Raw genomic sequence first — 18,959 nt, forward strand, 5'->3', positions numbered from 1 at the left:
GTAATCGGAATGGTGCGGCCGCCGACTTCAAGGAGTAACGGTGATCAACACGGAACCGTGCCTCGGCGGGCCCTCGCGCCGTCGATCCGACCCCCGTCCGGTCGATCGGCCGTAGATCTTCCGTGTGGAAGCGCTCACCGCCGCAGGATCCGACGGTGGACGACATCCATGATCGACATCACGGCGAAACCCGGGCGAAACAGCGAACCGCAAACCCGGGAACCGGACTTCGATGACTTTGCGCAACAGTACGATTGCCCTTTGAGTTGTGATTTCCGACATACCGCCCAGTCTTGATCGCCAAGATACGTGGTTTGTCCGCTCAAGTGGGTGTTCGTGCCCTGCGGGGAGCCCACAAGGTGTGATCCCGCTGACGAGGGGCTTTCAGCGGGCTGTTATTCATTCGATGCGTCAACTCATTTCCTACGAGCCGGTTCCGGACTAGTTTGCCAACCGCAGCATCCGAATACCTCTCACGCACGACGCATGTGAGGGTGTGTCGTCATGGAGGTGATTGAAGCGTGGAACCGCTGATCGAAGAGGCGGCCCTGGACCGCACGGGCGCCCCGCTCGACGCGATGACCACGCCGACCGGCGAGGCGAAAAAGGTCGAGACGCGGCGTAAGTCGCCGACCCAGATCGCCCTGGCGCGCCTGCGCAAGGACCGGATCGCCATGGTCTGCCTGGGCATCTTCCTGTTCTTCGTCGCGATCGCCGTCTTCGCGCCGCTGCTGGCCAAGATCGAGGGCCAGGACCCCACCACGCTCCACCAGGACCTGCTCGACCAGTACGGGTTGCCCACCATCTCGGCGACCTCGGACCACTGGTTCGGCATCGAGCCCCGGCTCGGGCGCGACCTGTTCGCCCGCTTCGTCTACGGCGCCCGGCCGTCACTCATCGTGGCGATCTCGGTCACCGCGCTCACCGGTCTGATCGGCGTGGTCATGGGTCTGCTCGCCGGCTTCATGGGCGGCTGGGTCGACCGGATCATCTCGTGGGTCATCGACTTCGTCCTGAGCCTGCCCTACCTGCTTTTCGCGATCGCCGTCCCGGCCGTGCTGCTCACCCTGTTCGTGGGCGACGCGACGGAGGCCGGCACGAGCGAGGTCACCAAGGCGCGCTTCGCCTCGCTCATCCTGGTGCTGACGTTCTTCGGCTGGGCGAGCCTGGCCCGGCTCATCCGCGGCGAGGTCCTCTCGCTGCGCGAGCGTGAGTTCATCGCCGCCGCCAAGGTGCTCGGCGTGCCCACCCGCAAGGTCTTGTTCAAGGAGTTGCTGCCGAACCTGGTGGCGCCGATCATCATCTCCACCTCGCTGGCTCTGCCGACCTACATCGTCGCCGAGGCGGGTCTGACCTTCCTCGGCGTGGGTCTGGTCGAGCCGACCCCGTCGTGGGGGCTCACGATCGCCTACGCGACGACCTACTACCGGGCCGACCCGCTCTACCTGTGGCTGCCCGTTCTGGCGATCAGCATCCTGGTGCTGGCGCTGAGCCTGCTCGGTGACTCGATCCGAGACGCTTTCGATCCCCGCACCCGACGGTGACCCCGTCGACGCCCCGTAAAGAAAGAGGAGAAATGGCAAGGCGCTTCAAGGTGGCCGTGGCGGCGACAGCAGCCGTGGCCCTCGGACTGGCGGGCTGTGGCAGCCCGTCCTCCAAGAATGATTCGGGTAAGGCCGATACCGGCAAGATCTCGGCCCAGCAGAGCGCGACCGACCCCAACGCCAAGGGCCCCGCTCCGGAGGCGCCCGGCGCGCACAAGGGCGGCACGATCACGATCTACGCCCAGTCCACGCCGTCGACCTTCGACCCGACCGACACGTACTACACCGACTCGAACGAGATCGAGAAGCTGACCTTCCGTACCCCGACGCAGTACGCGGTCCGCAACGGCCAGCCGGTCCTCGTCCCCGACCTGACCGACCTCGGTACGGTCTCGGCGGACAAGCTGACCTGGACCTTCAAGATGACCGGCACGTACAAGTACGAGGACGGCACGGACGTCAAGGTCGAGGACCTCGCGTACGCGATCAAGCGCTCGTTCGCCCACGACGTCTTCCCGAACGGCCCGGCCTACCAGCTGAGCTACTTCAAGGACGGCGACAAGTACAAGGGCCCGTACGCCGACGGCGACACCTACGCCGGCGTGGAGACCCAGGGCACCGACACCCTGATCATCCACCTGGCCAAGCCGTTCGCGGACCTGCCGTTCTACATGACCTTCCCGATGTTCACGCCGATCCCGAAGGCGAAGGACACCAAGCAGGACTACAAGAACCACCCGCTGTCGACCGGCCCGTACATGTTCGACCAGTACGTCGCCGGCACCTCGCTGACCCTGAAGAAGAACCCGAACTGGGACCCCAACACCGACCCGGTGCGCCACGCGTACGCGGACGCGTGGAGCTTCAAGTGGGGCGGCGAGCTCGTCTCGACGCAGCAGAAGGTTCTCAACAGCAACGGCGACGACGCCAACGCGCTGCAGTACGAGGAGATCGACGCCTCGCTGATCCCGCAGCTCACCGGCGACAAGGCCAACCAGCTGATCAAGGGTGAGAGCCCCTGCCTCTACGTCCTGAACATCGACACCCGCAAGATCACGGACCTCAAGGTCCGCCAGGCGATCGCCAAGGCGATGCCGTGGGACGCGCTGTCCAAGGCCAACGGCAACAACGACTACAGCGCCGAGCCGGCCAGCACGTTCCTCCCGCCGGGTGTCCCGGGCCACAACAAGTACACCCCGTACCCGGACCTGACCGGCACCGGTGCCGGTGACCCGGCGGGCGCCAAGCAGCTGCTCACCGAGGCCGGCAAGGTCGGCTTCGAGGTCAGCTGGTACTACGACAACACCAAGCCGCTGCCGCAGCAGATCTCGAACATCCGGGCCGACGCCCTCACCAAGGCCGGCTTCAAGGTCAAGGCGATCGGTGTGGCCACGGCCGACCTGCGCGCCAAGATCTCGGACTACAGCTCGCCGGTGAACCTGGCTCAGGGCCCGCGCGGCTGGTGCTCCGACTGGCCGACCGGCTCGTCGTGGCTGCCGGTGCTGTTCGAGTCCCGCTCGATCGCCGACGGCATCAGCTGGGGCTTCATGCAGGACGCCGCCCTCGACAAGAAGATCGAGGACGTCGCGGCCCTGTCGACCGACGAGGCGACCGCCAAGTGGGCGCCGCTGGACCAGGAGATCATGGGCAAGTACGTCGCGCTGCCTTGGTACTACACCAAGATGGCCGTCATCGCCGGTAGCAACATCGGCGGCGCCGTCGGCGACGCCACCGTGGGCATGCCGTTCTTCCCGGACATGTACCTGAAGAGCTGACCTCGGTCAGTTCCTTCGCCGGTGGCCCGGCCGCTCTCGCTGCGGCCGGGCCACCGGTAACCCCTACCTTCGCTTCCCCCAGTAACCGATCTCTACATCTCCAGAGGTGCCCGCCGTGCTGCTGTACATCCTGCGACGCGTGATCAGCGCGATCTCGGTCGTGATAGTCACAGTGGTGGCCAGCTTCTTGCTGTTCTTCGTCGCGCCGACCGACCCGGCCGGTGTCATCTGCGGGCCGCGGTGCACCCCGGAGCGGCTGCAGAACATCACCGACAGCCTCGATCTCGATGAGCCGGTGGCCACCCAGATCACCTCGTACTTCAAGGGCATCGTCGTCGGCCGCGACTACACCACCGGCGGCGTCACCCGGCACTGCGACGCGCCCTGCCTCGGGTACTCGTACGTGCTCGGCGTGCCCGTCACCGACATCCTCGCCAAGGCCGTCCCGGTCACCCTCTCGATCGTCATCGGCGGCGCCACGATCTATCTGCTCTTCGGCGTCCTGATCGGCACGACCGCGGCCCGGCTCCGCGGGACCAGCCTGGACCGCGTCGCCGTCGGCGGCTCGCTGGTCCTCAGCTCGGTCCCGTACTTCATCGTCGCGCTGGTCATCGCGCTGTACGCCACCTTCCTGCCCAAGACGCAGTACACGCCGTTCTTCGAGAATCCGGCGGCTTGGGCCAGCGGTCTGCTCGCGGCCTGGCTCTGTCTCGGCCTGACCAACTCGGCCTCGTACACCCGCTACTCCCGAGCCTCCATGATCGAGGCCCTGGGCCAGGACTTCACCCGGACCGCCCGGTCGAAGGGCATCTCGGAACGGCGCGTGATCTACCGGCACGGCCTGCGGGCCGCCATGACCCCGGTCATCACGATCTTCGGCGTCGACGTGGCGTTCCAGCTGGTCAACACGATCTTCACCGAGCGCATCTTCCAGCTGCCGGGCCTCGGCCTGCGCCTGCTCAACGCGTTCAACCAGTACGACCTGCCGGTCCTGATGGGCGGTGTGGTCGTCGGCGCCACGGTCCTGGTAGTCATGAACCTCGTGGTCGACATCCTGTACACCGTCCTCGATCCCCGGGTGCGTCTCGGATGAGCGACACAGCCCAGCCCAATCTTGGCCAGCAAGGCGGCAACATGACCGAACAGACTGTCCGGGCCCCGCAGACGGTCACCCGGACGCCCCGCGCCCGCCGCGAGGGCGAGGACGCGTACCTCGAGGTCAGCGACCTGCACGTGCAGTTCCCCACCGCGGACGGCAAGGTGCAGGCGGTCCAGGGCCTGAGCTACTCGCTCCCGCTCGGGCGCACGCTGGCGATCGTCGGCGAGTCCGGCTCCGGCAAGAGCGTCTCCAGCATGGCGATCATGGGCCTGCACGACCGCAAGTCGACCTGGATCTCCGGGTCGATCAAGGTCGGCGGCAAGGAGGTCGTCGGCATGTCGGAGAAGGATCTGATGAGCTTCCGGGGCGCCGACGCCGCGATGATCTTCCAGGACCCGCAGTCCTCGCTGCACCCGTTCTTCACGATCGGCGACCAGATCACCGAGTCGTACCGGGCGCACCACAACGTGTCCAAGCGGGCGGCCAAGGCGCGCGCCATCGACATGCTCGGCCGGGTCGGCATCCCCAACCCGGCGCGCCGGGTCGATCAGTACCCGCACGAGTTCTCCGGTGGTATGCGCCAGCGCGCCATGATCGCGATGGCGCTGGTCAACGACCCCAAACTGCTGATCGCCGACGAGCCCACCACGGCGCTCGACGTGACCGTGCAGGCGCAGATCCTCGACCTGATCGCCGACCTCCAGCGCGACTTCGGCTCGGCGGTCGTGTTCATCACCCACGACCTCGGCGTGGTGGCCGAGATCGCCGACGACATCCTGGTGATGTACGCCGGCAACGCGGTCGAGCACGGCCCGGTCGACAAGATCCTCGGCACGCCGCTGCACCCGTACAGCTGGGGCCTGCTCGAGAGCATCCCGGCGGTCTCCGGCACGCCCGGCCCGCTGCACCCGATCCCCGGCTCCCCGCCGAGCCTGCTCGCCATGCCCAGCGGCTGCGCTTTCCACCCGCGGTGCGAGTTCCGCGAGCGGGTGGGCGGCGACCTGTGCCGGACCCTCAAGCCCGAGCTGATCCCGCGGACCGCCGACCAGGGCCGCACCTCCCGGTGCCACCTGAAGGAACCCGACAAGGTGTTCGAGACCGAAGTTCTGCCCCGGCTGCCTTAGGCCCGCGCTCTTTCAGGAATGGCGACGATGACCACTGCAACCAATACAGCCAAGTCCGGCGTCCGCTCGGTGGAGGGCGCGCCCCTGCTCGAGCTGGACGACGTCAAGATGCACTTCCGGACCAAGGGCGACGGCCTCCTGGCCCGCGGCACCAAGTGGGTGCAGGCCGTGGACGGGGTCAGCCTGACCGTGCAGTCCGGCGAGACACTGGGCCTGGTCGGCGAGTCCGGCTGTGGCAAGTCCACCACCGCCCGGCTGATCACCCGGCTGCTCGAGCCGACGGCCGGTCAGATCAAGTACCAGGGCGTCGACATCGCGCACATGTCCGAGCGGCAGCTGCGGCCCTACCGGCGCGAGATCCAGCTGATCTTCCAGGACCCGTACTCGTCGCTGAACCCGCGGCACACGGTCGGCACCATCGTCGGCACGGCGCTGCGTACGCACGGGATGGTGCCCAAGGCCGGCGAGCTGAGCCGGGTGCAGGAGCTGCTCGAGGTCGTCGGCCTCAACCCGGAGCACTACAACCGCTACCCGCACGAGTTCTCGGGCGGTCAGCGGCAGCGCATCGGCATCGCCCGCGCGCTCGCCGCCCGCCCCAAGATCATCGTGGCCGACGAGCCGGTCTCCGCGCTCGACGTGTCCATCCAGGCCCAGGTCATGAACTTGCTGGAGAACCTCCGCAAGGAGCTGGGCATCGCGTTCGTCTTCATCGCGCACGACCTCGGCGTGGTGCGGCACTTCTGCGACCGGGTGGCGGTCATGTATCTCGGCCGCGTGGTCGAGGAGGCGCCGCGGGACACGCTGTACGAGAGGCCGCAGCACCCCTACACGCAGGCGCTGCTGTCGGCGGTGCCGGACATCGCGGTGGTGCGTGGCGTGCCGCCGAAGCAGCGGATCCGCCTGGTCGGCGACGTCCCCAGCCCGGTCGACCCGCCGTCGGGCTGCCGTTTCCGCACCCGGTGCTGGAAGGCGCAGGACATCTGCGCCACCCAGGACCCGCCGCTCGAGCAGAAGGCGCCCCACCAGGACGTGGCCTGCCACTTCGCCGAGCCGCCGGTCGAGTCGATCGTCGCCGAAGTGGTCTAGTGGTCGCACCCGCCAACCCGTCCGTCTACCGCACCCGGGCCTACCGCAATCGCCAGCGCGCTCTGTACGCGCTGGCGGCGGTGGGCCTGGTGCTCGTGGGCTATCTGATCGGGCGGTGGCAGGACACGCCGGCGGCGCCGGCGGCCTCGGCGGCGCTCCCCGCGCCCGCTTCGTCCGCTCCGGCGACCATGGCGCCGGCGCCGACCACCGCGCCGCCGTCACCGACCGTCTACGAGAGGCTCCAGGCCGAGACGGGCGCCCTGAACGGCATCCAGACCCAGGACACCGCCGACGAGGGCGGCGGGCAGAACGCCGGCTGGATAGCCGACGGCGACTCGATCCGGTTCGACGACTACGACTTCGGACCGGTGCCGGCCACCAAGGTTGACGTGCGGGTCGCGTCGGCGGCCGAGGACGGCGGCCGGATGGACATCCGCCTCGACGCGCCGGACGCGACGCCGATCGGCACGATGCGGGTGACCCGCACCGGCGACTGGCAGCAGTGGCGTACCGACGAGGTCACGCTCACCCCCGTCACGGGCGTGCACACGGTCTACCTGACCTTCGCCCGCGACGGGGACGGTGAGTTCCTCAACGTCAACTGGCTGCGGTTCCGGCACTGACCTCGATCTTCCGTGGCGCCGCCTTCGCCCGGACCGGAATGCTCAGTGTGAGCACCCCGTTCTCGTAGCGGGCGTCGAGCCGGTCGGTGTCCAGGGTGTCCGAGAGGAACACCTGGCGGCTGACCGGGCCGGTCGGGCGCTCGGCCACGACGTACTTCACGTTCTCGCCCTCGGCGCGCTTGCGCTCGGCGCGGACGGTCAGAACCTTGCGGTCCACGGTGATGTCGATGCCGGCCGGGTCGACGCCGGGCAGGTCGATGTCGATGTGGAAGGTGTCGTCGATGCGGTACGCGTCCAGGCGGGCGCCGGTGCTGCGGGACGACGAATCGAACACGCGGGCCGTGAGCCGGTCGAGCTCGCGGACGGTCGCGCTGGTGAGCAACATGGGTGGTTCCTCCAGCTTTCCAGAGTTGAGCGGGGTGGGCTCAACCTCCGGCGTCAACCGGAATCCACGCTGCGGAATTCCCAGGTGCGCGTGTGGGGCGGGCCATCGTGGCCCGCCCCACACCTTCCGATCAAATGCGACTACTTGAAGAACGCCGGCCCGGGTACGCCGACGCCGGTCTCGGCGTCGTAGCCCCGCGTGCTGTGGATCGTCGTCGTCTGCACGTCGACGGTCTGCAGCTGGAAGGACCGGCCGTCGGCCGCGTCCACCCCGTTCACGAAGTTGACGCGGGCCTGCAGCACCGGCTTGCGGGGCGCCACGATGTCGGTGATCTTCTTGGTGTTCATGGCCCGGTAGTAGGCCGGGTTGGCGAACCCGACCGGGTGGTGCCGCTTCTGGCTCTGCACCGCCTGCAGACCCGCCAGCAGCGGCGACGACAGGCTCGTGCCGCCGATGCGGTACTCGTCGTAGTACGTCCCGTCGGGGAACTCCTGGGTCTGGCCGACCCGGAAGCCCGTGTTCGGGTCGCCCGGCATCGAGATGTCCGGCACGACACGCATCCGGGTCGCCCCGAAGTACTTCGCGATCGAGTCCGGTACGACGCCGCGCTGGTAGAACGGCTGCCCGAACAGGATGCTCGTGCCGCCGCCACCGCCCGACGAGTACGCCGGGGCGCCCCACGACTTGCCGTCCGCCGACAGCGCCGAGTAGGCCGACTGCCAGCCGTGCTCCCAGACCCGCTTGCCGTGCTTGTCGATGCCGACGCTGGTGCCGCCGACCCCGGTCACATACGGCAGGTCGGCCGGGAAGTCGACCGTCTTGAGCTCGGGGTGGGTGCCGCCCTGGGTCTCGTCGCCGGCGTCGCCGCTGGAGAAGTCGACGGTGATGCCGGTGAGCGCGGCCTCGAGCGAGAACTGCTGGTAGAAGTCGATGTACTCCTGGCCGAGGTCGTCCACCTTGTCGGTGCCGGTGCCCCACGAGTTGGTGACGATGTCGGCCACGTGGTTGTCGATCGTGGTCGCCCACGCCTCGTCGAGGCCGGTGGAGCAGTCCGCGCCGCCGACGTAGACGATCCGGGCGCCGGGGGCCATCGCGTGCACGGCCTCGACGTCCAGCGTCTCCTCGCCGTACCAGCCGGCGCCGCCGCACTCGTCGATCAGGTCGTAGCCGTCGGCGGGCGGGGTGATCTGGGTGAACTGGTGCCGGCTCACGGCCGGGAGGCCGTGCTTGCGGGAGTACGTCGCCAGGTCGTGCTCGATGGTCGGCGAGGCGAAGGCGTCGGTGATCGCCACCGTGACGCCGCGGCCGTCGATCCCGTGCTTGATCAGGTCACGTACGCCGTAGGCCGACTGGTACTGCCGCGGCTCGTAGCCGCGCACCACGTACGGCTGCTTCTTGCCGTGCGCGGCCGGTAGGGTGGTGGCGATCTTCTCGCCGTAGTACGCCGAGGACGGCGTGCCCGGGCGGAAGCCGGTGTCCGGGCCGGGCAGGGTGTCGCCCGGGGTCTTGAGCGCCTGGCCCTGGTCGAGGCCGAGCACGCCGGAGACCACGCCCAGCACCGCGGACGGGGTGTTCTCCGGCAGGGAGAGCGAGGTGCTGTTCGCGTGCACCGTCTTGCCCTGGTACACGTAGTTCTTCAGCGTGGTGCCGAAGACCTTGTCGATCTGGGCGGTGCTGCCGGACGCCTCGACGTACATGCCGCCGAGCGTGTCGCGCAGCGCGAAGCCCTGGCCCTTGAGCCAGGAGCGCACGGCGTCCACGTCGGACCGGGCCGGGGCGTACGCCTGCTTGAACTGGCTCGTGGAGAGCCATTTGCCGTAGGACGCGCTCGCCGGGTCGGAGATCGAGGCGAGGGTGGCCTCGGCCGCCGCCGGGTCGCGCAGCTTGAGCAGGATGCCGAACTGGATCTTGTCGGCCGCGGCGGGGGCGCCGCCGGTGGCGCGCGCCCGGGACAGCCATCGCGGCTGGCTGCCCGAGAGGGCGTGCCGTCCGGGGCGGGCCGCGGCGGTGGCCGGGCCGGCCCCGAGGACCGAGGCCGCGGCGGTGCCGAGGGCGACCACCAACGCCAGCCGCGACCTCATGGTCGATCTGATCACTTTGCCTCCACATCGAGTGGCAGTGAAGCGGAAGAACCTCCCCACATAACGCCCGCAGATGTTGGCCGGTCAATACTCCGAAGCTAAATTCCTCGATCTTTTGGGGCTGTCTAGACAAACGTCTTCGCAGGTAGACTGGCCTGCTTCGAACAGGTGTACTAAGCTGCGCAGGGTGACGATCCTGCACGCCGATCTCGACGCTTTCTACGCGTCGGTCGAGCAGCGCGACGATCCCTCGTTGCGCGGTCGTCCGGTGCTGGTCGGCATGGGCGTGGTCCTCGCCGCCAGCTACGAGGCCAAGGCGTGCGGCGTCCGCACCCCGATGGGATTGACCCAGGCCCGGGCGCTTTGCCCGCGCGCCGTCGTGGTTCCGCCGCGCATGCGGGCGTACGCGGAGGCCAGCCGCGCGGTGTTCGACATCTTCCGCGACACCACGCCGCTCGTGGAGGGCATCTCGATCGACGAGGCCTTCCTCGACGTCACCGGCCTCTACAAGATCCGCGGTCCGGCCCGCGACATCGCGGCCCGCCTGCGCGCCGACGTGCGCGCCGGCGTGGGCCTGCCGATCACCGTCGGCATCGCCGGCACCAAGTTCCTGGCCAAGGTCGCGAGCGGCGTCGGCAAACCCGACGGCCTGCTCGAGGTGCCGCCCGGCAAGGAGCTGGAGTTCCTGCACCCACTGCCGATCGAGCGGCTCTGGGGCGTCGGCCCGGTCACCTCCGGCAAGCTGCGCAAACACCAGATCACCACGGTCGGCCACGTGGCCCGCCTCGGCGAGGCCACTTTGGTCAGCCTGCTCGGCGCCCACCACGGCCGCCATTTGCACGCGCTCGCCCACAACCGGGATCCCCGGCGGGTGCGGGTCGGCCACCGCCGCGGCTCGATCGGCAGCCAGTGCGCGCTGGGCCGCCGGCCGAGACCCTTCGCCGAGATCGACGCCACCCTCGCGGCCCTGGTCGACCGGGTGACCCGGCGCATGCGCAACGCCCACCGCGCGGGCCGCACGGTGACCCTGCGCCTGCGCTTCGACGACTTCGGCCGCGCCACCCGCTCCCGCAGCCTGCTGAAATCCACCATGCAGACCCGGGCGATCCTGGAGACGGCCCGCGCGCTGCTGGCCGAGGCCCGCCCGCTGATCGAGACGCGCGGCCTGACCCTGGTCGGCGTGGCGGTGAGCAACCTCGACAGCGAGGCCAACGTCCAGCCCTCGCTCTTCGACGACCTGCACGACGACAGCCTCGACGTGGCGATGGACGCGGTTCGCGACCGCTTCGGCTCCCGGTCGCTGACCCGGGCCGCGACCCTGGGCCGCGACCTCAACCCGTCGGTCCCGATCCTCCCGGATTAGCTCGCGACCAGCTCTTGGCAACCCAGTCGAGCACGCGCTGGGCCCGGAGGGTGTTCCAGCGGCTCGGCTTCCCGTCGCCGTCGTCGAGAGCGAAGTGGACGTCGCCGCGATGCGTGTGCTCCAGCGGCCAGGTGCCGTCCGGTTGCTGCTTCGCGCGCACTATCTCGACGGCCTCGGCCATCCGCGGGTCGGGGGCGTCACCGGCGTCGCGGAAGTAGTCCAGCGCCCGCAGCACGTCGTAGTGCCAGCGCGGCGGGAACGAGAGCCGCAAGTATTCCGGCCGGACGACCTCGCCCGTGCGGAGCCGGCGGAAGAGATGACGTTCGAGCAGGTATTCCTCGGCGCGGCGGCGGGCCGCGGTCGACTCCCCGGTGCCGCCGGTGGCCCGCTCGTGGGCCAGCAGCCCCTCCATCACGTTGATCGTGGTGTCGAACGACGAGCGAACCGAGCCGCGCTCGGCCTCGCAGTTCCACCCGCCGTCGGCGAGCTGCTCGGAGACGAGCCGCGCGACCAGCCCGTCGACGTTCTCGCCGAAGTAGACGCCGAGCCCGACCGTGCGCCCGTTGATGCAGGGCTCCACCTCGCCTCCGAAGAACGGCAGGTCGTCGTACTCCCAGCGGCAGTTGACCTTGACCTTGGCCACCGCCCGGCGGACACGATCGTCGGCCGGATCGGCCCCGAGGATCCGCAGCAACGTGAGCGTCGGCTCGGTCGCGGTCCACGGCTGCCCGTTCGCCAGGCTGGTCGTGCCGGCCGGGAAGAGCGCGCCACCCGCCCACCGGCCGTCCTCGCCCTGCAGCGCCAGCAGACGCGCGCCCCACCCCTCGCCGGCCACCCGCGCCCGCTCGGCGGCCACCACCTCGTCGCTCGCGCCGGCCAGGTCACGCAGGACCTGCCAGCGGATCGACGGGTCGCCCTCGAGGAGCCATTCCAGCGTCGTCATCGTGCGAGCCTAAGCCTTAGCATTCAGCTTCCGGCGGGGTGAGGGGAAGCGGTGATCAGGCTGCTGCACGATCACGGCGAGGTGCACTACGACGGCCGTTCGTACCACGTGGTCCAGCGGCGCCGGGTCGGCAACGACGGCGAGACCGCCCGGCACGCGTACGAGTTCGAGGCGCCCGGTCCGATCGACGTGGCGGCCTGGTTCACGCTCACGAAGCCCGGCCGGGGACAGGCCGGCTCGCCGCACCTCGGCCGCCGGCAACCGGTCCCGGCGAAGCCGCTCGGGTACGACGGGCGGCGGGTCCGTTACCTGCTGACCTACCCGCTCGACACGCCGCTCGCGCCGGGCGCCGAGGCCGTCGTCGAGTACCGCTACCGCGCGGCCGGCCCGCAGCGGTACGAGGGCGAGATCGCGGCGACCATCGAGGCGATCTCGATGGAGGCGCACCTGCCCGCCGCCCTGGCGCCCGTTTGCTGGGGGATGAGCGTGCCGCCGTCGGGCGACGGGCCGCGGCCGCTGCCCGACGTGACCGTCCGGGACGAGCCCGGCAAGGTCGTCTATTCCTGGTCGGCGCGGGCCGGCGACGAGGGCTTCGATGAGGGCGGCCGCGTCCGGCTCGACTGGTTCTTCTGGCGGCGCATCCCGGAGTCCACGCGGGCCGAGCGCGCGGCCGATGTCCTCGGCCAGTTTGGCATCCTGCAGATGCCCGATCCCGCCCGCGGCGGCAGCGTGCAGTCGTGCGGCCCCGCCCGCGGCAGCGGTGTGCAGACGTGCGGCCCTGCCCGCGGCGGCGGACTGGGGGACCTGGCGGCGGTGGCGCGGCCGCTCGACCTCGATCGGCCCGCCGACCGCGAGCTCGCCGGCGACGTGCTGCGGCACCTGCGCGAGGTCGCCGGCTGGGTCGGCCGCTTCCACGCCTTCAGCCCGGAGGTCAGCCGGGGGATAGCCGCCCCGCAGCTCGGCATCGGCTGCCGGATCGCCATCGTGAGCCGGCCGGCCGGCGGGAGCGCCCACGACGCCGGCCTGTACCGGGACGGCTATCTCGAGCTGGTCAACCCGCGCATCGTCGAGGAGACGATCGAGACGGTGACCGACTACGAGGGGTGCCTCAGCTTCTTCGACGTCCGCGGCCGGGTCCGCCGCCCCTACGGGATCAAGGTGTCGGTGGACGGCCGGTCGGAGCCGCGGGTCTTCGCCGGGCCGGTGGCCCGCAGCATCGCGCACGAGATCGACCACCTGAACGGCAAGGTCTACACCGACGCCGATCGGATGCCCGCGGGGGAGCGGCCGCTCGCGGTCGCCGACTACCGGCGGATGCGCGCCGAGAACCGGCTCGGCCCGGCGCCGGTACCCACCCGGCTGACCTGGCGCCCGGTCTGATCGCCGGCCCGGCGGCGGCGCTATGGCCGTGACCCACCGCTCAGGTCGCCGCGGCGCCGGGTGCCTTTGCCGAGCCCGTACGGATAAAGGTTTGTCTTTGTCGTTGCTTGTACTCTGGCGCGCATGTCGTCTCAGGTCGTCACGTATTCGGTGGACGATGTCGCGGTTTCGTTCGAGATCCAGCCGGTCGACGGCTTTGTCCCGGCCACCTCGGCGGAGGAGGTGATCGGCCGGGTCCGCACCGCCATGGCCCCCGCGGTGGCCGCCGCCCGCGCGGTCCTCGACCAGGTGAAGGAGATGGCGCCCGACCGGGTCGAGGTGAAGTTCGGCATCAAGGTCACCGGGACCACCAACTGGCTGGTCGCCAAGGCGGCGACCGAGGGCAACTTCGAGGTGACGCTGGCCTGGGACCCGCAGCGGCCTACGCCGAGTCCCGGATGACCAGCGTCGGCTGGAAGGTCACCGACCGCGGCAGCCGCCCGGGGCTCGCGATGTGCGCCAGCAGCACCTCGGCCATCTCGGCCGCCATCTCCTCCACCGGCTGGCGAACGGTCGTGAGCAACGGCCGGCAGTCGAGCGCCGCGCTGCTGTCGTCGAACCCCACGACCGCGATGTCGTCCGGCACCCGCCGGCCCAGATCCTGCACCGCCCGCAGCGCGCCCTCGGCCATCAGGTCGTTGCCGACGAACAGGCCGTCGATGTCGGGATGGGCGGCGAGCAACCGCCGCGCCGCGACCTCGCCGCTCGAGCGGGTGAAGTCGCCCTCGACCGTCGGCACCGGCGAGAAGCCGCGGGACGCCAGGTAGTCGCGGAAGCCCTCGAGCCGGTCGAGCCCGGACGGGATGTCCAGCGGCCCGCTGATCGTGGCCGGCCGCCGGCAGCCCCGGCTCAGCAGATGGTCGGCCGCCAGGCGGGCCCCGAGCCGCTGGTCGACGTCCACGTAGCTGACCGCGATCGGCGACGTGGGCCGGGCCGACACCACCGCCGGGATGCCGAGCTCGTGCACCTGCCGGGGCAGGGTGTCCTGCTCGTGGCTGCTGATCAGCAGGACGCCGTCGACGTGGCCCTGGCGCAGGTACCGCACCACCTGATGGTGGTCGGTCGAGTCGGTGGGGATGACGACCAGGTGGACGTCGTGCGGGCGCAGCGCGCTGGTCGCCCCGGCGGTGATGCGACCGAAGTACGGATCCGTGAAGATCCGGTTGAGGAACGAGTTGTTGTCGGGCCGGTCGGGCTCGCTGATCACCAGGGCCACCGAGTTGGAGCGGCGGGTGACCAGGCTGCGGGCGGCGACGTTGGGCACGTAGCCGGTCTGGGCGATCGCCCGCTCGACCATCTCGCGGATCTTGGCGTCGACGCTGGGCGCGCCGTTGATGACGCGGGAGACCGTGGCCCGGGAGACGCCCGCGGCCTCGGCCACCTGGTCCATCGTCGGGTGCTGGCCACCGCGAGCGGGCCGGGATGTCATGCGGTCTGTTATAGCAGCGCCCCGATCGGGCCGGGCGCCGCCGTTGTCGGCGGCGGCGCCCTGGCCTCTCACTGGTAGACGCGGACGTAGTCGACGAGCATCTGCGACGGGAACGGCGTGCTCGCGTCGACCGGGCCCGGCCAGTCACCGCCGACCGCGAGGTTCAGGATGAGGTAGAACGGGTGGTCGTAGATCCACGCGCCCCGGGTGTTCTCCACCGTCTCCTTGCTGGCGTAGAAGACCTGGGTGTTGTCGAGGAAGTACCGGATTCCCTTCGAGTCCCACTCGGCGGCCCAGGTGTGGAAGTCGCTGGACAGGTCCGCGTTGCCGGCCGCCTTGTACGAGCTGCCGTAGCCGCCCCCGCCGTTGTACATCGGCGCGTGCAGCGTCGAGTAGCTGGTGAACGTGTCCTTGCCGAGCACCTCCATGATGTCGACCTCGCCGTTGTACGGCCACGGCCGCCCGGTGAGGAAGTCGGCGCCCATCATCCAGAACGCCGGCCAGAAGCCCTGGCCCTTCGGCACCTTGATGCGCGCCTCGACCCGGCCGTACTGGAAGGTGAACTTGCCGCCGGTGTTCATCCGGTGCGACGTGTAGTCGCGGCCGCCGGCGGTCTCCTTGCGGGCGGTCATGACCAGGTGACCCTGGCCGTCCATGGCCGCGTTGTCGCCGTTGGTGTAATACTCCTGCTCGCCGTTCTGCCCGGTGCCCGGGTCGAGCGTCCACTTCGACTGGTCGACGCGGGTGCCGGCAGCGCCGTTGAACTCGTCGGCGAAGACCAGCCGGGTGGCCGGGAACGTGGGGTCGGCCGGCTTGGCGGGCGGCGCGGTCGGGTTGCCGCCCGTGCCGTACACGCTGAACTCCCACAGCGAGTAGCCGTAGGGGCCGCCCCGGGCCGTGCCGTACATCCGCACGTAACGCCCGCTGCCGGTGGCGTTGATGACGTCCTTGAGCCCGTCGCCGGTGGTGGTCGAGTAGATCGTCGACCAGTTCGCGGCGTCGCCGGAGACCTGGATCTGATAGGCCTTGCCGTACGCCGGATCCCACTGCAGCACGACCTGGGTGACCTGCGCGGTGGCGCCGAGATCCACGTAGATCCAGCCCGGGTCGACCCAGCCGCCGGTCGGGTTGGTCGCCCAGCGACTGGCCGGGTCGTTGTCGAAGGCCTTGTCGGCGGTGCACGGGTTGCAGTTCGCGTCGTTCTGCTCCGACGACGCCCGCGCCGGCTTGTGGTAGGAGAGCAGCTTGGCCCCGCCGCTCGAGGTGGGCGGTGTGGTGACCGGGGTGGTCGGTGGCGTGGTCGGCGGCGTCGTCGTGGTGGCGCCGCCCGAGAAGACCTGGAACTCCCAGAACGAGTAACCGTAGGCCGACAGCGCCCGGGTCGTCAGATTGATCCGGACGTATCGTGCGTTGCCGGAGACGGCGATGCTCTGCTGACCGCCGGTGCCGGTGGTCGTCGAGTACGCCTGGGTGTAGCTGGACCCGTTGGTGGAGAACTGAATCGTGAAGGCCTTCGCGTACGCGGCCTCCCAGTTGATCGCGATCCGGCTCACCGCCGTGGTCGCGCCGAGGTCCACCTGCCACCACTGCGTGGCCGACCAGGTGCTGGCCCACCGGGTGCCGTTGTTGCCGTCGTTGGCCTCGGTCGGCAGATAGGCGCCGGCCACCTCGGTCGACGACGCGGTGGCCGGCTTGCCCTGCGAGACCACCACTTCGGCGGCGCTCGCGCTCGGGGAGGCGGCGATGAGGAAGGTCGCCAGCAGGCCGGCCAACCCGGCGGTGAGGGCGAGGAATCGGGTCGGTGACGGCCGGCGGCGGCGCGTCCCGGGCCCGTCCAGGACTGGGGATGTCATGGGCGACTCCTGGTTGGGGATGTGTCCGAGCGAGGACCCGTCGGGGAACGGGCGTGAAAGCGCTCTTCGATACGACACTCTGAACCCCGGTTTCCAGCCGTGTCAATGCCTGCTAGCGGGCGAGGAAGCGCTTCCCGATCTTGCCGCCTCGCGTCCGCGCAGGTCGGCCACCGGATCGGGTCTCGGTTCCGGAACGCCGGTGCTGTCGATCGGGCCGGTTCGGGGGGAGACTTTGCGGGTGACGTTCCGTGGCTGGCCGAGTGAGGCGCTCGAGTTCTACGAAGGCCTCACCGCCGACAATTCCAAGACCTACTGGACCGCCCACCTCCCGTTCTACGAGGAGCAGGTGCGCGGCCCCATGCTGGAGCTGCTCGCGGCCCTGGAGCCCGAGCTCGGGCCGGGGAAGATCTTCCGGCCGTACCGCGACGTGCGGTTCAGCAACGACAAGTCGCCGTACAAGACGCATCTCGGGGCCTGGCTCGAGCGGGGCGGGTACATCCAGCTGTCCGCGGACGGGCTCGCGGCCGGCTGCGGGATGTATCAACTCGAGCCCGACCAGCTCGACCGCTACCGCAAGGCGGTCGCCAACGACCGCACCGGCAAGCAGCTCACCGAGGTGATCGCGGGCATCGAGAAGGCCGACGTCGTGGTGCACGGGCACGGCAGCCTGAAGACCGCACCCAGGGGCTATCCGAAGGATCACCCCCGGGTGGATCTCCTGCGCCACAAGGGCCTCACCACCTGGACGGAGTGGGAGCCGGCTGCCTGGCTGGGCACCCCGGCGGCGCTAAAACGAGTCGTCGAGTTCTTCCGGAAGAGCTGGCCGCTACGCGACTGGCTCGACGACCACGTCGGGCCGCCCCGCCGCTGACGCCGTCGGCGCCTTGGCGGCCGCCAGCCCGAAGAGATACACCGCCGGCAGCAGGAACAGCCCGGCCACCGAGATGCCGGCGCCGATCGACGCGCGCTGGGCCACCACGCCGACCGGCGGACCGCCGGCGATCTGGCCCAGCGCGTCGGCCTGCGCCTGGATCGAGAAGACCGTGGCCCGCGACTCCGGCCCGGTTGCCGACACCAGCCACACGCTCATGATCGGGGCGGTGGCGTTGCGCAGCAGCCGCACCAGCAGATACAGCGGCACGGCCACCCACCACTGCCCGGACAGCCCGAACCCGATCATCGCTGCCGCGGTGACCGCCTCGAGAGCCGCGAGCAGCCGGCCGACCCGCCGCGGATGCGCGCTCGGCTCGTGCGCGCCCTTCGGCTCGTGCCCGCTCGGCTCGTGCCGGTTCAGCCATCGGCCCACCAGGCCGGTGGCCGCGATGGACCCGAGCGTCGCGGCCATCGCGAGCCCGCCGAAGACCAGCTCGATCGGCCGGTCACCCAGCGACGGCAGCAGGAACGGCTGGCTCAGCCGATCGAAGCCCTCGCTGCTCAGCCCCGCGAAGAACGTGCCGGCCACGATCCCCGCCAGCAGCGTGCTGCCGCGGACGGCGCGGCCGCCGGCCACGACCTGGCGTCGCATCGAGTTCCTGGTCGCGGTCGGCGTCCAGCGTTCTTCCTTCATCAAGACCATGACGAGTACGCCGAGAGCGAGCGTCAACGCGCCGCCCACGACGATCGGCACCGCCAGCCCGGCATAGCCGAGCCCGATGGCCGCCAGGATCCCGGCCAGCGATCCGGCCTGCCCGACCTGACCGGCCCGCACGAACGCGGTGGTGACCCGGCCGGGCTCGATCTCGTCGGCGGCCCAGGCCTCCTCGGCCCCGTCGACGCAGACCGCCCCGATCGACCAGATCACGTTGGCCACGAGCACCGCCGCGAACGACGGGAACAGCCCCCAGACGAGCAGCCCCGCGCCCATCAGCAGATAGCCGACGATGACCGACAGCCGCCGGCTGACCACGTCCGCGATCACGCCGGTGGGCACCTGGGCGACGAAACAGACCCCCTCCATCACGGTCCCGACCAGCACGAGCTGAAGCGGCGACAGCCCGACCACGGTGGCCTGATAGACAAGGTTGAGAGTGAAGGCGACCTTGGCGGCGAACGAGCCAAGCCCGCAGATGAGCAGATACAAACGGTACGGCGACATGCGAAGTCTCCGGGATCGCGACGTCCCGGTGCGTCGAAGGGTGCGCGCCGCTCGCTAGAGGGTCATCGGCCCAGCAGACCGCGCACAGCACCGGAGGGACACACGATGCGATGCGGGGTTCTCATGCGGTGGAGTCTGTC

16 protein-coding genes are annotated in these 18,959 nt (G+C 70.1%); 10 read left to right on the top strand and 6 right to left on the bottom strand.

The window, feature by feature from the left end; genetic code table 11:
- Positions 1-521: 521 nt before the first annotated feature.
- The 6 genes from ACFQS1_RS15330 to ACFQS1_RS15355 all read left to right on the top strand — a co-directional run bounded on the left by ACFQS1_RS15330 (position 522) and on the right by ACFQS1_RS15355 (position 7,251).
- Complete coding sequence (locus ACFQS1_RS15330; protein ID WP_378968367.1) at positions 522-1,544, top strand: ABC transporter permease; 1,023 nt, start codon at positions 522-524, stop codon at positions 1,542-1,544.
- A gap of 32 nt (positions 1,545-1,576) precedes the next feature.
- Positions 1,577-3,319 (top strand): ABC transporter substrate-binding protein, encoded by a 1,743-nt coding sequence (locus tag ACFQS1_RS15335; protein WP_378968369.1) that lies wholly within the window; start codon positions 1,577-1,579, stop codon positions 3,317-3,319.
- A gap of 115 nt (positions 3,320-3,434) precedes the next feature.
- Positions 3,435-4,412 (top strand): ABC transporter permease, encoded by a 978-nt coding sequence (locus ACFQS1_RS15340; RefSeq protein ID WP_378968371.1) that lies wholly within the window; start codon positions 3,435-3,437, stop codon positions 4,410-4,412.
- Positions 4,413-4,453: 41 nt separating this feature from the next.
- Positions 4,454-5,542, top strand: a complete 1,089-nt coding sequence (locus tag ACFQS1_RS15345) for an ABC transporter ATP-binding protein (RefSeq protein WP_378968373.1) — start codon at positions 4,454-4,456, stop codon at positions 5,540-5,542.
- 27 nt (positions 5,543-5,569) lie between these two features.
- Complete coding sequence (locus ACFQS1_RS15350; protein ID WP_378968375.1) at positions 5,570-6,628, top strand: ABC transporter ATP-binding protein; 1,059 nt, start codon at positions 5,570-5,572, stop codon at positions 6,626-6,628.
- Complete coding sequence (locus ACFQS1_RS15355) at positions 6,628-7,251, top strand: carbohydrate-binding protein (protein ID WP_378968377.1); 624 nt, start codon at positions 6,628-6,630, stop codon at positions 7,249-7,251. The genes ACFQS1_RS15350 and ACFQS1_RS15355 overlap by 1 nt, the downstream gene beginning before the upstream one ends.
- Here the strand turns inward: ACFQS1_RS15355 and ACFQS1_RS15360 are convergent.
- Both ACFQS1_RS15360 and ACFQS1_RS15365 read right to left on the bottom strand, forming a co-directional pair.
- Entirely contained in the window at positions 7,226-7,636 is a 411-nt protein-coding gene (locus ACFQS1_RS15360) for an Hsp20/alpha crystallin family protein (RefSeq protein ID WP_378968379.1), read from the bottom strand. The two genes, ACFQS1_RS15355 and ACFQS1_RS15360, sit on opposite strands and share 26 nt — an antisense overlap.
- 140 nt (positions 7,637-7,776) lie before the next feature.
- Positions 7,777-9,732 (bottom strand): S53 family peptidase, encoded by a 1,956-nt coding sequence (locus ACFQS1_RS15365; protein ID WP_378968381.1) that lies wholly within the window; start codon positions 9,730-9,732, stop codon positions 7,777-7,779.
- A gap of 172 nt (positions 9,733-9,904) precedes the next feature.
- Here ACFQS1_RS15365 and dinB point away from each other — a divergent pair, with 172 nt between their 5' ends.
- Complete coding sequence (gene dinB, locus ACFQS1_RS15370) at positions 9,905-11,080, top strand: DNA polymerase IV (protein ID WP_378968384.1); 1,176 nt, start codon at positions 9,905-9,907, stop codon at positions 11,078-11,080.
- Here the strand turns inward: dinB and ACFQS1_RS15375 are convergent.
- The gene (locus tag ACFQS1_RS15375) at positions 11,049-12,023 is read right to left on the bottom strand and encodes a prenyltransferase/squalene oxidase repeat-containing protein (protein WP_378968386.1); all 975 of its coding nucleotides are present in this window, start codon (positions 12,021-12,023) and stop codon (positions 11,049-11,051) included. The two genes, dinB and ACFQS1_RS15375, sit on opposite strands and share 32 nt — an antisense overlap.
- A 51-nt stretch (positions 12,024-12,074) precedes the next feature.
- Between ACFQS1_RS15375 and ACFQS1_RS15380 the strand changes: the two genes are divergently transcribed.
- Together ACFQS1_RS15380 and ACFQS1_RS15385 are read left to right on the top strand one after the other, a co-directional pair.
- Entirely contained in the window at positions 12,075-13,403 is a 1,329-nt protein-coding gene (locus ACFQS1_RS15380) for a peptide deformylase (RefSeq protein ID WP_378968388.1), read from the top strand.
- 123 nt (positions 13,404-13,526) lie between these two features.
- A complete protein-coding gene (locus ACFQS1_RS15385) occupies positions 13,527-13,844 on the top strand; it encodes a CU044_2847 family protein (protein ID WP_378968391.1) in 318 nt (105 codons plus the stop codon).
- Here ACFQS1_RS15385 and ACFQS1_RS15390 read toward each other — a convergent pair.
- Entirely contained in the window at positions 13,825-14,871 is a 1,047-nt protein-coding gene (locus tag ACFQS1_RS15390; RefSeq protein ID WP_378968393.1) for a LacI family DNA-binding transcriptional regulator, read from the bottom strand. The two genes, ACFQS1_RS15385 and ACFQS1_RS15390, sit on opposite strands and share 20 nt — an antisense overlap.
- Before the next feature lie 68 nt (positions 14,872-14,939).
- Positions 14,940-16,724: a galactose-binding domain-containing protein gene (locus tag ACFQS1_RS15395; RefSeq protein WP_378968395.1), complete on the bottom strand. Its 1,785-nt coding sequence runs from the start codon at positions 16,722-16,724 to the stop codon at positions 14,940-14,942.
- Positions 16,725-16,962: 238 nt separating this feature from the next.
- Between ACFQS1_RS15395 and ACFQS1_RS15400 the strand changes: the two genes are divergently transcribed.
- On the top strand, positions 16,963-17,595 hold the full coding sequence (locus ACFQS1_RS15400; RefSeq protein WP_378968397.1) for a DUF2461 domain-containing protein: 633 nt from the start codon (positions 16,963-16,965) through the stop codon (positions 17,593-17,595).
- Here the strand turns inward: ACFQS1_RS15400 and ACFQS1_RS15405 are convergent.
- Complete coding sequence (locus ACFQS1_RS15405) at positions 17,551-18,819, bottom strand: MFS transporter (protein ID WP_378968399.1); 1,269 nt, start codon at positions 18,817-18,819, stop codon at positions 17,551-17,553. The genes ACFQS1_RS15400 and ACFQS1_RS15405 overlap by 45 nt on opposite strands.
- Between the last annotated feature and the right edge of the window lie 140 nt (positions 18,820-18,959).

The sequence above is a fragment of the Paractinoplanes rhizophilus genome, from assembly GCF_042664765.1.
GTDB lineage: Bacteria > Actinomycetota > Actinomycetes > Mycobacteriales > Micromonosporaceae > Actinoplanes > Actinoplanes rhizophilus.